Origin of the sequence: Nonomuraea sp. CA-218870 (assembly GCF_050936535.1) — a bacterium.
GTDB lineage: Bacteria > Actinomycetota > Actinomycetes > Streptosporangiales > Streptosporangiaceae > Nonomuraea > Nonomuraea corallina.
Window position 1 is genome coordinate 156,964 of sequence record NZ_JBNJMN010000003.1, and the last position, 16,635, is coordinate 173,598.

The window sequence follows — 16,635 nt, forward strand, 5'->3', positions numbered from 1 at the left end:
ACATGAGCAGCACCACGCCCGCCGCCGTCACGGCCGGCGCCAAGGGCGGCGGACCGGAAGAGCCCAGGCGGCCGGGCCGCATCTCTCTGGGCGGAATGTCGCTCAACCTGCGGGCGAGCGGCATCTACATCGCCTTCGCGCTGATCGTCGTGCTCTTCTCGATCCTCACCGACGGCGCGCTCCTGACACCCCAGAACATCTCCAACATCATCGTCCAGAACTCCTACATCCTGATCCTCGCGATCGGGATGATCCTGGTGATCATCGCCGGGCACATCGACCTGTCAGTGGGGTCGGTGGTGGCGGTCACGGGCGGGCTCGCCGCGGTGCTCATGGTCAACATGAGCATGCCGTGGCCGCTGGCCCTGATCCTCACGATCGCCGCCGGCGCCCTGATCGGCGCCTGGCAGGGGTACTGGGTGGCCTACTTCGGCATCCCGGCGTTCATCGTGACGCTCGCGGGCATGCTGCTGTTCCGCGCACTGACCCTCACCGTGCTCGGCAACCAGGGCATCGGCCCGTTCCCCGACCAGGTCCGCACCCTGGCCAACGGCTTCACCCCCGGTTACCTCGGCAACGTCGGGCTCGGCCCGCTGGGCGGCGCCGACCTGTTCAGCCTGCTGGTCGCGCTGGCCGCGATCGCCGGCATGGTCGTGTCCCAGTGGCGCACCCGCTCGGCCAGGGCCGGTTACGGGCAGGACGTGGAGCCGCTGGCGCTGTTCGCGCTCAAGATGGCCGCCGGGGCCGCGCTCATCATGTTCCTGGTCGTGCAGCTCGCCCGGTTCAAGAACCTGCCCTGGGTGCTGGTCCTCCTCGCGGTGCTGGTGCTGGGCTACTCGCTGCTGGCCAACAAGACCGTGTTCGGCCGGCAGATCTACGCCATCGGCGGCAACCTGCAGGCCGCGGTCATGTCCGGCGTCAAGGTCAAGAAGGTCGTCTTCTGGATCTTCGTCAACATGGGCGTGCTGGCGGCCATCGCCGGCATCATCTTCGCCGGCCGGCTCAACCAGGCGGGCCCGACGGCGGGCAACGCCTTCGAGCTGGACGCCATCGCCGCGGCCTTCATCGGCGGCGCGGCCGTCCAGGGCGGCGTCGGCAAGGTGGTCGGGGCCATCACCGGCGGCCTCATCATGGCGGTGATCAACAACGGCATGTCCCTGATCGGCTCGCCGAGCGAACGGGTCATGCTCGTCAAGGGCCTCGTGCTGCTGGCCGCCGTCGCCTTCGACGTGTGGACCAAGCGCCGCGCGGGCGCCGCCGGCTGACCGCCGGCCCCGGCCCACGTCGCGGCCCACGTCGCGGCCCACGTCCCGTACCCGCCCCGTACCCGCCCCGGACCCGCAGAGAGGAGAGACCGTGGGAGCGCCGCCCAAGCGCCGCCCGCCCGTGATGGCCGACGTGGCCAGGGAAGCCGGCGTGTCGCACCAGACGGTCTCCCGGGTGCTGAACGACCACCCCAACGTCCGGGCCGACACCCGGGCCAGGGTGGAGCAGGCGATCACCAGGCTGGGCTACCGGCGCAACCTGGCCGCCCGAGCCCTGGTCACCAAGCGGTCCCGGATGCTCGGCGTGGTCAGCTTCGACACCACCCTCTACGGCCCGGCCAGCACGATCTACGGGATCGAGCAGGCGGCCAGGACCGCCGGCTACTTCGTGAGCATCGTGAGCCTGAAGACCCTCGACGTCGACAGCGTCCGCGACGCCATCGACTACCTGTCCGGTCAGGGGGTGGACGGGGTCGTGGTGGTGGCGCCGCGGCGTTCGGCCGGCTCGGCGCTGGAGAACCTGCCGTCGGGCACCCCCGCCGTCGCGGTCGAGGGCAGCCACCGCAGTGACGTCTCGGTGGTCTGCATCGACCAGGCCGAGGGCGCCAGGCTGGCCACGCGGCACCTGCTGGAGCTGGGTCACCGGACCGTCCACCACGTTACCGGCCCGCCCGACTGGCTGGAGACCGAGGGCCGGCTGGAGGGCTGGCGGGCCGCGCTGGAGGAGGCGGGCCGGCCGGTGCCCGAGCCGCTGGCCGGCGACTGGAGCCCGCACGCCGGCTACGAGGCGGGCAGGACCCTGGCCGCGATGGACGGCGTCACCGCCGTCTTCGCGGCCAACGACCAGATGGCGCTGGGCGTGCTGCGCGCGCTCTCCGAGGAAGGAGTGAAGGTACCCGACCAGATCAGCGTCGTGGGCTTCGACGACATCCCCGAGTCGGCGTTCTTCTCGCCCCCGCTCACCACGGTCAGGCAGGACTTCGACCAGGTGGGCCGGCACTGCATCGAGGTGCTGCTCCGGCAGATCGACTCGGGGGCGGGCGCGGGCGAGCGACTTGTCGTGCCGCCCGGGTTCGTCGTCAGGTCCAGCACGGCCGCCGCGGCGCGGGTGCCGTGATACATGCCGTGTCCTATGCGGGGGCTAGGCCCCGTACGAATCCCCTGGGGAGTTCAGTGTGAACGCTAACAAGTACGTGGTCGGAGTGGACTTCGGCACGCTGTCCGGGCGCGCCGTCGTCGTCCGCGTGTCCGACGGCGCGGAGCTCGGCAGCGCCGTGCACGAGTACGCGCACGGCGTCATCGAGCGGGAGCTCCCGGGCTCCGGCGTGCGGCTCGGCCCCGACTGGGCCCTGCAGTCGCCGCAGGACTGGATCGACGTGCTGCGCGTGGCCGTGCCGGCCGCCCTCGACGCGGCGGGAGTCCCCGCCGGCGAGGTGATCGGCATCGGCACCGACTTCACCGCGTGCACCGTGCTGCCGGCCACGGCCGACGGCACCCCGCTCTGCCTGCGGACCCCCGAGCGGCCGCACGCCTGGCCCAAGCTGTGGAAGCACCACGCCGCCCAGCCGCACGCGGACCGGATCAACGAGCTGGCCGCCCGGCGCGGCGAGAGCTGGCTGCCCCGCTACGGCGGCAAGATCTCCTCCGAGTGGGAGTTCGCCAAGGCGCTGCAGGTCCTGGAGGAGGACCCGGAGACCTACGCCGCGGCCGAACGGTGGATCGAGGCCGCCGACTGGATCATCTGGCAGCTCACCGGGGTGGAGAGCCGCAACGTCTGCACCGCCGGCTACAAGGGCATCCTCCAGGACGACGGCTACCCCGCCGAGGACTTCCTGGCCGAGCTGAACCCCGGCTTCGCCGGCTTCACCGCGAAGCTCGCCACCGGGCAGGTCGGCGAGAAGATCGCGGGGGTCACCCTGGCGGCGCTCGGCGGCCTCGCCGGCGCACTCACCGCCGAGGCCGCCGCCTGGACCGGCCTGCCCGAGGGGATCGCCGTCGCCGTCGGCAACGTGGACGCGCACGTCACCGCCGCCGCCGCGGACGCCGTCCGACCCGGCCAGATGGTGGCCATCATGGGCACCTCCACCTGCCACATCATGCCCAGCGACCGGCTCGCCGAGGTGCCCGGCATGTGCGGCGTGGTGCGCGACGGCATCGTGCCCGGCCTGTGGGGGTACGAGGCCGGCCAGTCCGCGGTGGGCGACATCTTCGCCTGGTTCGCCGACGCCCACGTCCCCGCCGGGTACGCCGAGGCGGCGGCCGCCCAGGGGATGAACGCGCACGAGTACCTCACCTCGCTGGCCGAGAAGCAGGCCGTCGGCCAGCACGGCCTGGTCGCCCTCGACTGGTTCGGCGGCAACCGCTCGGTCCTCGTGGACCACAACCTGTCCGGCGTCATCGTCGGCCAGACCCTCGCCACCCGGCCCGAGGACGTCTACCGGGCGCTCATCGAGTCCACCGCCTTCGGCGCCCGCATGATCGTCGAGACCTTCGAACGGGCGGGCGTCCCGGTCGAGGAGTTCGTCGTGGCCGGCGGCCTGCTGAAGAACCGTTTCCTCATGCAGGTCTACGCCGACGTGCTGCGCCGCCCGCTGTCGGTCATCGGCTCCGACCAGGGCCCGGCGCTCGGCTCGGCCATCCACGCCGCCGTCGCCGCCGGAGCCTACGGCGACATCGAGAAGGCGGCCGCCGCCATGGGCAAGCGCACCGAGGCCGCGTACCTGCCCGACGAGGCCAGGGCCGACGCCTACGACCGGCTGTACGCCGAGTACCGCAACCTGCACGACCACTTCGGAGACGGACGCATGCTGCACACCCTGCGCGCCATCAGGAACGAGGCGACCTCATGAGGACCACGGTCGCCACCCTGCACGCGGAGCTGGTCCGCTACGGCCTGGTCGCCTGGACCGCCGGGAACGTCTCCGGCCGGATCCCCGGTGAGGACCTGTTCGTCATCAAGCCCTCCGGCGTCTCCTACGACGAGCTGACCCCGGAGAACATGGTCGTCTGCGACCTCGACGGCAACCTCGTCGAGGGCGACCACGCGCCGTCCAGCGACACCGCCGCGCACGCGTACGTCTACCGGCACCTGCCCGAGGTGGGCGGCGTCGTGCACACCCACTCCACCTACGCCTCGGCGTGGGCGGCCAGGGGCGAGCCGATCCCGTGCGTGCTCACCGCGATGGCGGACGAGTTCGGCGGCGAGATCCCCGTCGGCCCCTTCGCGCTCATCGGCGACGACTCCATCGGCCAGGGCATCGTGGCCACGCTCGCCGGCCACCGCTCACCCGCCGTGCTCATGCAGAACCACGGCGTCTTCACCATCGGCAAGGACCCGAAGGCGGCGGTGAAGGCCGCCGTGATGTGCGAGGACGTCGCCCGGACCGTCCACGTCGCCAGGCAGCTCGGCGAGCCCCTGCCGATCAAGCCGGAGTACGTCGACCGGCTGTACGACCGTTACCAGAACGTCTACGGACAGAGGAGCCCGCGTTGAACATCTGGTTTCTGACCGGCAGCCAAGGGCTGTACGGGGAGGACACGCTGCGGCAGGTCGCCGAGCAGTCGCAGCGCATCGCCGAGGCGCTGCCGGTGCCCGTGCAGTGGAAGCCGGTCCTGACCGACGCGGCCGCCATCCGGCGGGTGATGCTGGAGGCCAACGCCGACGACTCCTGCGCCGGCGTGATCGCGTGGATGCACACGTTCTCCCCGGCCAAGATGTGGATCGCCGGCCTGGACGCGCTCCGCAAGCCGCTGCTCCACCTGCACACGCAGGCCAACGTGGAGCTGCCGTGGGCCTCCATCGACATGGACTTCATGAACCTCAACCAGGCCGCGCACGGCGACCGCGAGTTCGGGTACGCCCAGACCCGGCTCGGCGTGGCCCGCAAGACCGTGGCCGGCCACGTCAGCGACCCGGCCGTGGCCGAGCGCGTCCTGTCCTGGGCTCGCGCCGCCTCCGGCCTGGCCGAGCTGCGCACGCTCAAGCTGGCCAGGTTCGGCGACAACATGCGGGACGTGGCCGTCACCGAGGGCGACAAGGTGGAGGCCCAGCTCCGCTTCGGCGTCTCCGTCAACACCTACGGGGTCAACGACCTGGTCGAGGCGGTCGACGCGGCCGCCGACGCCGACGTCGACAAGCTGGTCAAGGAGTACGAGGAGCTCTACCGGGTGGCGCCCGAGCTGCTCGGCGAACGGCGCGAGTCGCTGCGCTACGCGGCCAGGATCGAGCTGGGCCTGCGCCACTTCCTGGAGAGCGGCGGCTTCAAGGCGTTCACCACCAACTTCGAGGACCTCGGCGGGCTGCGCCAGCTGCCCGGCCTGGCGGTGCAGCGGCTCATGGCCGACGGGTACGGCTTCGGCGGCGAGGGCGACTGGAAGACGTCGGTGCTGCTGCGCACGCTCAAGGCGATGGCGCCCGGCGGCACCTCGTTCATGGAGGACTACACCTACCATCTGACGCCGGGGGAGGAGCTCATCCTCGGCGCCCACATGCTGGAGGTGTGCCCGACGATCGCCTCAGGCACCCCGTCGTGCGAGATCCACCCGCTGGGCATCGGCGGCAGGGAGGACCCGGTCCGGCTGGTCTTCGACGCCACCCCGGGGCCGGGCGTCGTGGTCGGCCTGGCGGACATGGGGGACCGGTTCCGGCTGGTGGCCAACGAGATCGACCTGGTCGCGCCGCCGCAGCCGCTGCCCGCGCTGCCGGTCGCCCGTGCGGTCTGGCGCCCCCGCCCGAACCTGCGCACCTCGGCCGAGTCCTGGCTCACCGCCGGCGCCCCGCACCACACGGTGCTGTCCACGGCCGTCGGGGTCGAGGAGCTGACAGATCTGGCCGAGATGCTCGCCGTCGAACTGCTCGTCATCGACGCCGACACCACGCCGCGCCAGTTCGCCAAGGAGATCCGCTGGAACCAGGCCTACTACCGCCTGGCCCAGGGCTTCTGACGGCGGCCCGGCGGCCACCGGAGCGGTGGCCGCCGGGGCGCGTCAGCCGGATCCCACCCGCTCCGTGGCCGCCCGCGCTTCGGGGGCCGGGCGGCCGGGGAGCAGGGGGACCGCCGCGAGGATGACGGCGACCATGGCCAGGGCGAACCAGAAGACGCCCCGCAGCCCGCCCAGCGGATCGCCGGCCGTCTGCACGATGAGCGTGACCACCGCGATGCCCAGGGCCGCGCCCAGCTGGTTGAGCATGTACAGCACGGCGCTGCCCTGCGGGATCAGCGGCGCGGGCAGCAGCCGGTAGAGCGAGCCCATCGTCGGCGCGCCCACGAAGCCCAGCCCGAGCCCCATCGCGCAGCCCGCGAGCACCGGCCACAGCCATCCGGTGCCGGGGCCGACCCGGGTGAAGACCAGCGCGCTGACCAGCGCCACCGCCGCGCCGCCCAGCGCCAGGCCACGCGCGCCGAGCCGGTCCGACAGCCGTCCGGCCAGCGGCATCGCCACCGCGGCGCCCGCGCCGACCGGCGCCACCAGCATCCCGGCGGCCAGCGCCCCCACCCCGTGCACCTGCCGGAAGTACAGCGGCAGCGCGAACAGGGTGGCGAACGTGGCCAGCCCGACCAGCCCCATCACCACCACCGCGGCGCTGAACGAGCGCCGGGCGAACAACCGCGGGTCGATCAGCGGCTCCCCGCGGCGCGCGTGCAGCCCGTACCCGCCCAGCAGCGCCACGCCGGCCGCGAGCGGGAGGAGCACCTGCCACACCCCGAACGCGACCTGCTCGGCCGCCTGCGACAGCGCCAGCATGAGCGCCGCGAACCCCGGCGCGAGCAGCGCCACCCCCGTCACGTCCAGCCGGGCCCGCCGCCCGGCCGGCGGATCGTCGGCCGGGATCACCCGCAGCGCCAGCAGGTAGGCGACCACCCCGACCGGCACGTTCAGCAGGAACATCCACTGCCAGGAGAACGCCTGCAGCAGCGCCCCTCCGGCCAGCGGCCCGAGGACCGGACCCAGGGACAGCACCACGCCCATCAGTCCCATCACCCGCCCGGCCCGGTGCGGCCCGGCCGCGCGGGCGAGCAGGGTGAGCACCAGCGGGTCGAGGACGCCCGCGCCGAGCCCCTGGACCGCCCGGAAGGCGATGAGGCTGCCGGTGTCCCAGGCCAGCCCCGCGCCGAGCGAGCCGGCGAGGAACACCAGCAGCCCGAACAGCCAGAGCCGCCGCGCGCCGAACCGGTCGACGGCCCACGAGGTGACCGGGATGGCGGCGGTCACGGCCAGCAGGAAGCCGGTCGACACCCAGCCGATCGCGCTGAGCGAGGTGCCGAACGCGGCGGCGAGGGCGTCGATCCCGACGGCGACCATCGTGCTGTTGAGGATGCCGAGCATCCCGCCCAGCAGGACGACTCCGACCAATCGCGACAGATTTGAACACATGGGTTCAACTTAACAGTCTGGTCAGTAGCAATGAACCCGCGAGTTCAGTCCCGCACTAGAATGATGTCCATGCCCACCGCCCGCGGCCGCATCGACAAGCGGCAGGCCATCCTCGACGCCGCGATCACCGTCTTCGCCCGCCGGGGCTACGATCAGGCCTGCGTCCAGGAGATCGCCGACGAGGCCGGGGTCGCCAAGCCCACCGTCTACAACCACCTGACCGACAAGGCCACGCTGTTCCGCGAGGCGATGACCGCCGCCACCGGCGCCGCCGTCGCCCGCCACCTGGCCACCCTCGACCGCCTCGCCGACCCCGGCGACGACCTGCGGGCCGTGCTGGAAGAGGTGGCGCTCGACCTGCTGCGGTGCCACTGCGACGAGCGCTCCCGCGCGGTCCGCCGCCTCCTGCACGCCGAGACGGCGCGCTTCCCCGGCCTGCTCTCCCTGGTGCGCGGCCCTTCCGGCCATCGCGTCACCGAAGCCCTCGCCGACCGCCTGGCCCGGCTCGCGCTCGCGGGCCGCCTGCGCGGGGCGGACCCCTCGCTGGCGGCCGAGCAACTCATCGCGCTGCTCACGGGCCCCGCCGACCTGCGCTGGCCCGTGGGCTCCCCTCCGGACGACGATCTCGTCACGATCGCCCACGCGGCCGTGGACACCTTCCTCCGCGCCTTCGCAGCGGACCCGCCCGTGTCCCAGGAACGGGCCATCCGCGCGTGATCCCCTGTGGAGGGGGCCACCTCGCCGATCTCACCGACCGGCGAGCGGCCTCGCGTACTCCCTGATCAGCCGGCCGCCCCGGCGACGGCGACCAGGATCTTCTCGAGCCCGGCCTCGATCCGGCCGAACCGCACGTCCATGCGGTCCAGGCGGGTGTCGACGGCGGCAAAGCGTGGGTGTCCCTGCCGATGCTAGTCACGCCGATGCTGGTCACGCCGATGCTGGTCACGCCGATGCTGGTCAACTCGGTGTGCTGGCTGCCTTCCCGCCCTCGGACGGAGGGTGGACGAGCGGCCCGGTCGCGACCGGGCCGCGCCGTTCGACAGCGACGAGAAGGCAGGGCGCATGACCGTTGACACGAGCACCACGCACACCGGCGAGCAGCCGTCCACCCGCCGGACGACGGCGGCGTTGCTCGCGCTCAGCCTCGGCGGGTTCGGGATCGGGCTGACCGAGTTCGTCATCGCGGGGCTGCTGAGCGAGGTGGCCGGCGACCTGGGCGTGACGATCACCGCGGCGGGGCATCTCGTGGGCGTCTACGCGCTCGCGGTGATCCCCGGGGCGGTCATCGTCACGCCGTTCCTGATGCGGCGGCCGCCGAAACACGCGCTGATGCTGCTGCTGGCGTTCTTCGTCGCGGGCAACGCGCTGTCGGCCTGGGCGCCGGACTACGGGGTGATGTTCGCGGGGCGGATCGTCGCCGCGCTCGCCCACGGCGGCTACTTCGGCATCGGCGCCGTGCTGGCCGGCTCCCTCGTGCCGCCCACGAGGCGGGCCTCCGCGGTGGCGGCCCTGTTCGCCGGGCTCACCGTCGCGAACGTGCTGGGCGTCCCGGCCGGGGCGTTCGTCGGTCAGCAGGTGGGCTGGCGCACCGTGTTCTGGATCATCGGCCTGATCGGCGTCCTCGCCCTGGCCGGGGTCGCCGGCCTGGTCCCGAGGACCGAGCCGGAGCGGGACCAGCTTCCGCTCGGGCGGCAGTTCCGGGCGCTGGCCCGACCGCAGGTCCTGGCCTCGCTGCTGACGACCGCGCTGGTGTTCGGCGGCATGTTCGGGGTGTTCACGTACATCCAGCCGTTGCTCCGCGAGGTCACCGGGTACTCGGCGGCGGCGATCCCGTGGCTGCTGGTGCTCTTCGGCGTCGGGCTGTTCGCCGGGAACCTCGTGGGCGGTAAGGCGGCGGACCGGAACGCGGACGGCGCGGTGCTGGTGCTGTCGATCATGCTGCCGATCGTGATCCTCGCCCTGGGCGCGGTCGCGTCGCTGCCGGTGCCGACCGCGGCGGGCCTGGCGCTGCTGGGCCTGGTCGGGTTCGCCACGGTGCCGGGCCTGCAGGCGCGGGTGCTCCGGCACGCGACGGGCGCGGCCACGCTGGCCTCGGCGACGAACATCGCCGCGTTCAACCTCGGCAACACGGTCGGCGTCAGCCTCGCCGGGGCGGCCATCGCCGCCGGGCACGGGCTGCGGAGCCCGGCCGTCACCGGCGCCGTGCTCGCCACGCTGGGGGTGGCCGTCATGGTGGCCGCCCGCTGGATGGACGGGCGAGCGCGGGTCGCCGGGCGCTCGCGCGGTTCTCGTACGGTCAGGTCGAGGTGAGCAGCCGCAGGGCCGCGAACGAGGCGCTGCCGGGATCGGCGGTGTGGGTGAGGATGCGCTGCCCGTCGCCCTCGGGAAGGTGGAGGACCTCGTACGCGAGGGTCAGTTCGCCGACGGCGGGGTGGCGGAAGCGCTTGGTGCCGCTGGTGCAGAGCCTGACGGCGTGACCGGCCCACAGCGAGGCGAACGCGGGACTGTTCATGGACAGCTCGCCCACCAGCCGGGCCAGGCGCGGGTCGTCGGGGAACTGGGCGGCGACGTAGCGCAGCGAGGCGACCGCGAGGGCCGCCTCGTCCCGCCAGTCGGCGTAGAGGTCGCGGGTGTGCTCGTCGAGGAACAGCATCCTGATCTGGTTGGGCCGGTCGGCGGCCCGGCCCGGGGCGTCGACGTCGAGATGGCCCGCCAGCAGGAGATGCCCGGCGCGGTTCCAGGCCAGGATGTCGTTGAACCGGCCCAGCAGCACCGCGGGCACGTCGTCCATCGCCCGCAGCAGCCGCGCGGCGCCCGGCTTGGCGGCCTCCGGCTTCGGCGCGCGGCGACGCCTGACCGGCCTGGGACGGGCGAGGGCGAACAGGTGGGTCCGCTCGTCGGCGTCCAGCCGCAGCGCCCGCGCGAGGGCGTCGATGACCGCGTCGGAGGCGTTCTGCGACTGCCCCTGTTCGAGCCTGGTCAGGTACGTCATCGACACGCCGGCGAGCTGCGCCAGCTCCTCACGGCGGAGGCCGGGCACCCGGCGCCGGCCATAGGTGCGGAGGCCGGCGGCCTCCGGGGTCAGCCGGTCACGGCGGGAGCGCAGGAACTCCCCGAGCTCGGTCCTGGGCCGCTCCACGTCCGGGGGCCGGGTCACTGTGTCCAGAGACAGTCGTTCCACGTCCCCATTCTCCCGCACCGGGCGCCGGCCGAGCCTGTCCCTGCCAGTGCTAGGCAACCGGGTGGGCTGGCTGCCCGCCTCGCCGCGCCCGAGCCTGGACGGCATGACCACTACCGGCATCTCCGCACCACCGTCAGCAGCGAGCGCCGACCGCTTCACCGGGCCGCAGAAGATCGCGCTGGCCCTGCTGCTCACGGCGAACTTCACCCTCGCCGTGGACTTCTCGATCCTGAACGTCGCCCTGCCCCACATCGGCCGCGACCTCGAATTCGCCACCGCGGCCCTGCAGTGGATCGTGACCTCCTTCGCGCTCTGCGCCGCCGGGTTCACCCTGTTCTTCGGCCGCGTCGCCGACCTGTTCGGACGCAAGCGGCTCTTCCTGGCGGGGATCGTCCTGCTCGGCGTCTCCTCTCTGGCCGGGGGGCTCGCCCAGGACCCGGCCCTGATGCTGACCGCCCGGGCCGGCCAGGGCATCGCCACCGCGATGGTCACTCCGGCCGCGCTGTCGCTGATGACCACGATGCTCCCGGAAGGCCCGGCCCGCTCCCGGGCTCTGGGCCTCAACGGGGCCCTCATGGCCGCGGGATTCACCACGGGAGCCGTGCTGGGCGGCGTCCTCACCGGCACGGTGAGCTGGCGGTGGGCGTTCTTCATCAACGTCGTCATCGCCGTCGCCGTGATCGCTGTCGCCCCGTTCGTGCTGCGCGAGCCGCCTGCGGGTCGCCGGCCGAAGCTCGACGCCCCCGGCGCGATCACCGTCACCCTGGCCCTGGTCGCCCTCGTGCTCGGCATCGACACCGCGGGCCACGCAGGATGGACGCACGCCGGCGCCTGGGGGCCGATCCTGACGGCGGTCGTCCTGTTCGCAGTCTTCTGGGGTGTCGAGTCCCGCATCGATGAACCCCTCGTGGCGCCGGCCCTGCTCAAGCGGCGCACCGTCGCCTGGGGCAACCTCGCGGGCCTCCTGGCCTTCGCGACCGAGACCTCGCTGGTGTTCCTGCTGACCCTCTACCTCCAGGAGATCCTCGGCCACACCGCCGTGACGGCCGGGCTGATCCTCGCCGTCCTCGGCATCGGCACCGTCCTCGGCGGGCTGGTCGCGCCGAAGGTCATCGGCAGGACCGGCGCGAGGACCGCCATCGTCGCCGGCTTCGTCGTCCAGGCCGCCACCACCTTGCCCCTCGCCTTCGTCGGCGACGACCGCGGCTGGCTCGTACCCCTGCTGGTCCTCACCTTCCTCGGTGGCGTGGCGAACCTCGTCGCGATCGTCGGCTACACCGTGCTGTCGACCGCCGGCGTCCCTGGCGAGCAGCAGGGCCTGGCCACCGGGCTGGTCACCATGAGCCAGCAGGTCGGCATCACCCTCGGCACCCCGGTCATGTCCGCGCTCGCCACCGGCTGGGCGGCCGCGACGCTGCTGCCCGGGCTGCGCTTCGCGATCGGCGTCAACGCCGGGGTGGCCGTGGCCGCCGGACTCCTCGTCGCGTGCTTCCTGCGCGTTCCCAAGACTCCCGCGTGAACGGCTCCGCGCGCTGGCGCTTTGTCTGGAGGCGCTTCACGTGACAAGGCTTCGCTCGGATACGGCAGTCCGGGGGAGGTCGTCACGCAGTTCCTCACCTGTCGGCTGGATGGCGGTGGAGGAGATCTGACCCGAGCGAACTCTCGGGCCCAACCGACAACTAGGATATATTTGTAGTTTTGCGTATAGGGTGCACATGAAACTACAACTTCTTGGTAGTTCAGCTACGCTTGTAGGCATGCAGTCTGATCAGGACAAGCCTCGGGTGCGGCTGTGGCGCCGGGCGGCGCGGCAGCGTGGCTACTTCACTGCGGCTCAGGCCCTTGAGGACGGCTATTCCTACCAGTCGCAGTACTTCCACGTTCACCGCGGCAACTGGATTCGTGTGGATCGTGGTGTCTATCGCTTCCGTGAGTTCACCGACCTTCCCGCCGGCGAAGAGGATCATCTCGTCCGGTGGGCGCTGTGGAGTCAGGGGCTCGCGGTGGTGTCCCATGCCACCGCACTCGGTGTTCACGATCTCGGTATCGCCAATCCCACCAAGATCCACCTGACGGTTCCGCCGGGGTTCCGCCGGCGGAACCAGGCGGTGGCCCTCCATACGGACGAACTCCCGGTTGATCAGATAGAGGAGCGGGAGGGGTTCCGAGTGACGAGACCCGTCCGCGCCGTCGCGGAGACCGCCGCTGACGGAGCCGATCAAGACGTGATCGACTCGGCCGTCACCGAACTTCTCGATCGCGGCGTCGCGACGAAGAACCAGCTCCTCAGGGCTGCGCAGCAGGCAGGTCCCCGAGCCGAACTCGCCGTGGAACGAGCCCTGCGCGCGGAACACGCATGAGGCGCTACGCGACCCCGGTGGATCTCCGCCGGGGCTTGGAGTCGCGGCTCAGGCAAGAGTCCGACCAGAGCGGAACAGACCTCAGTCGTCTACGCAGGATCGCGGTGTTCGACCGGATCTCCGCCAGGCTCTCCGTCGCCGAGGGCCGCTGGGTGCTCAAGGGCGGCGCATCCTTGGAATTTCGCCTGAGAGGTCGTGCACGGTCGACCAAAGACCTGGATCTTGCTCTCCGGGATACCTCGACGGATGGCGAAGTGGTACGCGAGGAACTGATCGAGACGTTGGGAACCGACGTCGATGGCGATGGTTTCGTGTTCTCCGTCAAGCGGCCCCTCGCGCTGGACGCTGATACGGCTGGACGGCCCGGTTGGCGGTTCTCGGTCGACGGCGCGCTCGCGGGAAAGACCTTTGCGCAGATCCGCCTCGACATCGTCCTCAGGGGAGAGGAGATCGCCGCCACCGAGCGGATCACGCTGCCAGGTGTGCTCGCATTCGCCGATGTCCCGCCACGGACGATGGAATCAGTCGACCGTCGCCAGCACTTCGCCGAGAAGCTCCACGCCCTCACCCGCGACTACGATTCACGGCCCAACACCAGGGTGAAGGATCTCGTCGACTTGATTCTGCTGATCGAGGACGGGCTTGCCTGCGATCAAGACCTGGTGAGGATAGTCGAGCATGTCTTCGCAGTGCGGGGGACCCACCCGGTCCCCTTGCTCATCCCCGATCCGCCTCCTGCCTGGAAGGCCGACTACCCGAAGGTCGCCGAAGACCTCACGTCCGTGGGCCCGGATCTTGCCGGAGCGCTCGACCTGCTTCGCCGGTTCTGGGCGCGGATGAGTGATCCGGTGACCCGGAAGCCGTAGCTCGTACGCTCGAAGACCATCGGATGGAGGGCAACGCCGGAGGTCGAGCCGCTGCACATGGAGCGTGGACCGCTGTGGACGGTCCATCGATCGAGGTGGAGCTATGGGGATTCGAACCCCAGACCTCTTCCATGCCATGGAAGCGCGCTACCAACTGCGCCATAGCCCCTCGCGTCGTCGCGTGCCCAGTGTATCGGACCTCGTGGCCTCTCTCGTACCGCTTTATCCACCCGCGAGCGCCCGGAGGATCGGTTCGGCGTGGGTCCACAGCACCGCGCCGCCGACGCCGGGCACCAGGTGGCGCCGGGTGCCCGGGATGCGCTGGGCCAGTGTCGCGCCCCGGTCGGGTGAGTGGCCGTGGTCCAGCTCGCCGTACCAGAGCTCGACCGGCACGGTGACGCGCCCGAGGTCGAACGGCCAGCGTCCCATGGCCAGCACCGTGTCGCGGGCGTAGCCGTCCGGGCCCTGCTGGAACGCCTCCGCCATGGCCCTGCGGTAGGCCCGCTCGAAGGCCGGGTCCTCGTACACCGCCCGGTCCTCCTCGGGGCCGCCGGGCACGATCATGTCCCACAGCGCGTCGGGGGTGAACCGGGCGAAGAACTCCTCGGCGGCCACGGGGTCGCCGGCCACGGAGTCGACGAGGCCGCGCAGCTCGGCCGGCAGCCCGTCGCGGAACTCGGGCGCGGCCACCTCGTCGGCGCCGGACACGATCGCGACGCGGGCGGCCACTCCGGCCGCGGCGCAGGCCAGGGCGAACGGCCCGCCCTGGGAGAAGCCGACGACCGGGATCCCGTCGAGCCCGGCGTCGCGCACGTCCCTGGGCCAGTCCATCAGGGAGCGCCCCGGGCTGGGGTCGGAGGCGCCGAGCCCGGGACGGTCCAGTGAGACGAGCCGGATGCCGAGGCGCTCGGCCACGCCGGCACCGAAGCCGAGCGACCGGCTGGTGCCCGCGCCGGGGCAGAAGAGCACGGGCCGGCCGTCACGGGGTCCCCATTCGGCCCAGCCGAGCCTGCGGCCGTCGGGGAGGGTGGCCTGCCCGATCCGGGCAGGCGGTTCGACTTTCACGCTCACCCTCTCAAGGTGCCCAAACAGTCGCAATCATCGCAAACGGTTATCGCGCCTCGCGTGCCTTGCCGATGAGCCCGGCCAGCTCGGTGACCATCGGGTCCTCAGCGGCGGCGGCCAGCCGGCCGACGTGCTCGCCGAGCGTGGGCAGGTCCAGGCCGAACGGCTCGCCGTCGCGCATCTGGAGGGCGAAGGCCGCGGCGACCACGTCCACCTGGAGCCGCAGCGGCGCGTCGGACCACAGCTCCCGGGCCAGGGCGCCCACGTCGACCGAGCCCGCGGCCTCGGTGGGCCGGCGGGTGTCGGGGTCCTGCCAGCGCACGGTGGCGGTGGCGAGGTGGCCCTTCGCGCCGGGCTTCAGCTTGAGGGCGTACAGCGCGGTGACGGAGTGGCCGGGCCCGACCTCGCCGCCGTCGGCGCTGTCGTCGCGGAACTCCTCGGCCTCCAGGGCGCGGTTCTCGTACCCGACGAGGTGGTACTCCTCGACCACGGCCGGGTTGAACTCGACCTGGGCCTTGGCGTCGCGGGCGCGCAGCTCGACGGTCGCGGGCAGCCGGGTGACGAACGCCTTCTCGGCCTCCTCGGCGCTCGACACGTAGATCGCGGCGCCGTCGCCGTTGTCGGCCAGCTGCTCCATCAGCTCGTCGCCGTACTCGCGGCCGACGCCGACGGTGAGCAGTGTGATCTGCTCGGCCGCGCGTTCCTTCACCCGGTCGAGGATGCCCTGCCAGGCGGTGTCGCCCTGGTTGGCGAGGCCGTCGGACAGGACGACGACCCGGTTGGTGGCGGCGGGGCGGAAGGTCCTGGAGGCCTCCTCGTACCCGAGGACGATCCCGGCCTCCAGGTTGGTGCCGCCCTTGGTGACGAGCCGGTCGACGGCGGCGCGCAGGTCGTCCCTGGCGGCGAGCGGCGTCATGGCGGCCAGCAGCTCGGCCTCGTCGCTGAAGGCCACGACGGCGACCTGGTCGCCCGGGGTGAGCTGGTCGAGCAGGGTGCGCAGGGACTGCTTGACGAGGTCGAGCCGGCCGGGCTCGGCCATGGAGCCGGAGACGTCGATGACGAAGGTCAGGTTGACCGGCCGGCGCGCCTCAGCGCTGGAGCCGCGCGTCTGCAGGCCGACCCGGAGCACGGCCCCGGCCTCGCCGGGCAGCCTGGCGCCGTCGGTGTGCACGGTGAAGCCGTTGTCGCGGGGTTCGGCGTAGTCCTGGCGGAAGGAGTTGACGAACTCCTCCGGCCGGATCTGGCCGGGTTCGGGCCACCGCCCCTCCTGGAGGGTGCGGCGGGCGTAGGAGTACGAGGCCGTGTCGACGTCCAGGGCGAAGGTGGAGATCCGGGCGCTGGTGGTGCCCGACTCCTCCGGCTGCATGGGCGCCGGTTGCTGGTCCTGGGCGGCGTCCGGGGCCCCGCCCGGTCCGCCGCACGCGGTGAGGGCCAGCAGTGCGGCCAGAGCGATGGCCGCGAGCGAGCGTGATGTCATGTGCGTCACCTCCACGCCGTATGACGAGCCGTGGCGGAGGGCGGCC

Annotated in this window: 14 protein-coding genes and 1 tRNA gene; 10 read left to right on the forward strand and 5 right to left on the reverse strand. The window is 72.3% G+C overall.

The window, feature by feature from the left end; all coding sequences use genetic code 11:
• The first annotated feature begins 2 nt into the window (after window positions 1-2).
• The 5 genes from mmsB (at window position 3) to araA (ending at window position 6,209) form a co-directional block, all read left to right on the forward strand.
• Window positions 3-1,265, forward strand: a complete 1,263-nt coding sequence (gene mmsB / locus ACQEUU_RS35740; RefSeq protein WP_433074823.1) for a multiple monosaccharide ABC transporter permease — start codon at window positions 3-5, stop codon at window positions 1,263-1,265.
• 124 nt (window positions 1,266-1,389) lie between these two features.
• Window positions 1,390-2,382 (forward strand): LacI family DNA-binding transcriptional regulator, encoded by a 993-nt coding sequence (locus ACQEUU_RS35745; protein ID WP_433075461.1) that lies wholly within the window; start codon window positions 1,390-1,392, stop codon window positions 2,380-2,382.
• Window positions 2,383-2,440: 58 nt separating this feature from the next.
• Window positions 2,441-4,114, forward strand: a complete 1,674-nt coding sequence (gene araB, locus ACQEUU_RS35750; RefSeq protein WP_433074826.1) for a ribulokinase — start codon at window positions 2,441-2,443, stop codon at window positions 4,112-4,114.
• The gene (locus ACQEUU_RS35755) at window positions 4,111-4,758 is read left to right on the forward strand and encodes an L-ribulose-5-phosphate 4-epimerase (RefSeq protein WP_433074829.1); all 648 of its coding nucleotides are present in this window, start codon (window positions 4,111-4,113) and stop codon (window positions 4,756-4,758) included. The genes araB and ACQEUU_RS35755 overlap by 4 nt, the downstream gene beginning before the upstream one ends.
• The gene (gene araA, locus ACQEUU_RS35760; RefSeq protein ID WP_433074832.1) at window positions 4,755-6,209 is read left to right on the forward strand and encodes an L-arabinose isomerase; all 1,455 of its coding nucleotides are present in this window, start codon (window positions 4,755-4,757) and stop codon (window positions 6,207-6,209) included. The genes ACQEUU_RS35755 and araA overlap by 4 nt, the downstream gene beginning before the upstream one ends.
• Before the next feature lie 42 nt (window positions 6,210-6,251).
• Here araA and ACQEUU_RS35765 read toward each other — a convergent pair whose 3' ends face one another.
• Complete coding sequence (locus ACQEUU_RS35765) at window positions 6,252-7,619, reverse strand: DHA2 family efflux MFS transporter permease subunit (RefSeq protein WP_433074835.1); 1,368 nt, start codon at window positions 7,617-7,619, stop codon at window positions 6,252-6,254.
• Between the two features lie 90 nt (window positions 7,620-7,709).
• Between ACQEUU_RS35765 and ACQEUU_RS35770 the strand changes: the two genes are divergently transcribed.
• Both ACQEUU_RS35770 and ACQEUU_RS35775 read left to right on the forward strand, forming a co-directional pair.
• Window positions 7,710-8,357: a TetR/AcrR family transcriptional regulator gene (locus tag ACQEUU_RS35770; RefSeq protein ID WP_433074838.1), complete on the forward strand. Its 648-nt coding sequence runs from the start codon at window positions 7,710-7,712 to the stop codon at window positions 8,355-8,357.
• 345 nt (window positions 8,358-8,702) lie between these two features.
• Complete coding sequence (locus tag ACQEUU_RS35775) at window positions 8,703-9,950, forward strand: MFS transporter (RefSeq protein ID WP_433074841.1); 1,248 nt, start codon at window positions 8,703-8,705, stop codon at window positions 9,948-9,950.
• Here the strand turns inward: ACQEUU_RS35775 and ACQEUU_RS35780 are convergent.
• The gene (locus tag ACQEUU_RS35780; protein ID WP_433074844.1) at window positions 9,937-10,821 is read right to left on the reverse strand and encodes a helix-turn-helix transcriptional regulator; all 885 of its coding nucleotides are present in this window, start codon (window positions 10,819-10,821) and stop codon (window positions 9,937-9,939) included. The two genes, ACQEUU_RS35775 and ACQEUU_RS35780, sit on opposite strands and share 14 nt — an antisense overlap.
• 103 nt (window positions 10,822-10,924) lie before the next feature.
• Between ACQEUU_RS35780 and ACQEUU_RS35785 the strand changes: the two genes are divergently transcribed.
• From ACQEUU_RS35785 to ACQEUU_RS35795, 3 genes are all read left to right on the forward strand, one after another.
• Window positions 10,925-12,340: an MFS transporter gene (locus tag ACQEUU_RS35785; RefSeq protein ID WP_433074847.1), complete on the forward strand. Its 1,416-nt coding sequence runs from the start codon at window positions 10,925-10,927 to the stop codon at window positions 12,338-12,340.
• A gap of 238 nt (window positions 12,341-12,578) precedes the next feature.
• Complete coding sequence (locus ACQEUU_RS35790; protein WP_433074850.1) at window positions 12,579-13,181, forward strand: type IV toxin-antitoxin system AbiEi family antitoxin domain-containing protein; 603 nt, start codon at window positions 12,579-12,581, stop codon at window positions 13,179-13,181.
• 104 nt (window positions 13,182-13,285) lie between these two features.
• A complete protein-coding gene (locus ACQEUU_RS35795; RefSeq protein ID WP_433074853.1) occupies window positions 13,286-14,047 on the forward strand; it encodes a nucleotidyl transferase AbiEii/AbiGii toxin family protein in 762 nt (253 codons plus the stop codon).
• A gap of 96 nt (window positions 14,048-14,143) precedes the next feature.
• Here the strand turns inward: ACQEUU_RS35795 and ACQEUU_RS35800 are convergent.
• The 3 genes from ACQEUU_RS35800 to ACQEUU_RS35810 form a co-directional block, all read right to left on the reverse strand.
• Window positions 14,144-14,216, reverse strand: a tRNA-Ala gene (locus ACQEUU_RS35800).
• A gap of 53 nt (window positions 14,217-14,269) precedes the next feature.
• Window positions 14,270-15,118, reverse strand: coding sequence for an alpha/beta fold hydrolase (locus tag ACQEUU_RS35805; protein ID WP_433074856.1), 849 nt, complete (start codon window positions 15,116-15,118; stop codon window positions 14,270-14,272).
• 40 nt (window positions 15,119-15,158) lie between these two features.
• Window positions 15,159-16,589 carry a YfbK domain-containing protein gene (locus ACQEUU_RS35810; protein WP_433074859.1) on the reverse strand — a complete coding sequence of 477 codons (1,431 nt, stop codon included), beginning with the start codon at window positions 16,587-16,589 and terminating at the stop codon, window positions 15,159-15,161.
• Window positions 16,590-16,635 lie beyond the last annotated feature (46 nt).

Bases quoted from the DNA above. Each gene is read 5' to 3' on its own strand.
- ACQEUU_RS35790 (WP_433074850.1), top strand. From the start codon at position 12,579: ATGCAGTCTGATCAGGACAAGCCTCGGGTGCGGCTGTGGCGCCGGGCG.
- ACQEUU_RS35785 (WP_433074847.1), top strand. From the start codon at position 10,925: ATGACCACTACCGGCATCTCCGCACCACCGTCAGCAGCGAGCGCCGAC.
- ACQEUU_RS35745 (WP_433075461.1), top strand. From the start codon at position 1,390: ATGGCCGACGTGGCCAGGGAAGCCGGCGTGTCGCACCAGACGGTCTCC.
- ACQEUU_RS35810 (WP_433074859.1), bottom strand. From the start codon at position 16,589: ATGACATCACGCTCGCTCGCGGCCATCGCTCTGGCCGCACTGCTGGCC.
- ACQEUU_RS35755 (WP_433074829.1), top strand. From the start codon at position 4,111: ATGAGGACCACGGTCGCCACCCTGCACGCGGAGCTGGTCCGCTACGGC.
- mmsB (WP_433074823.1), top strand. From the start codon at position 3: ATGAGCAGCACCACGCCCGCCGCCGTCACGGCCGGCGCCAAGGGCGGC.
- ACQEUU_RS35770 (WP_433074838.1), top strand. From the start codon at position 7,710: ATGCCCACCGCCCGCGGCCGCATCGACAAGCGGCAGGCCATCCTCGAC.
- ACQEUU_RS35775 (WP_433074841.1), top strand. From the start codon at position 8,703: ATGACCGTTGACACGAGCACCACGCACACCGGCGAGCAGCCGTCCACC.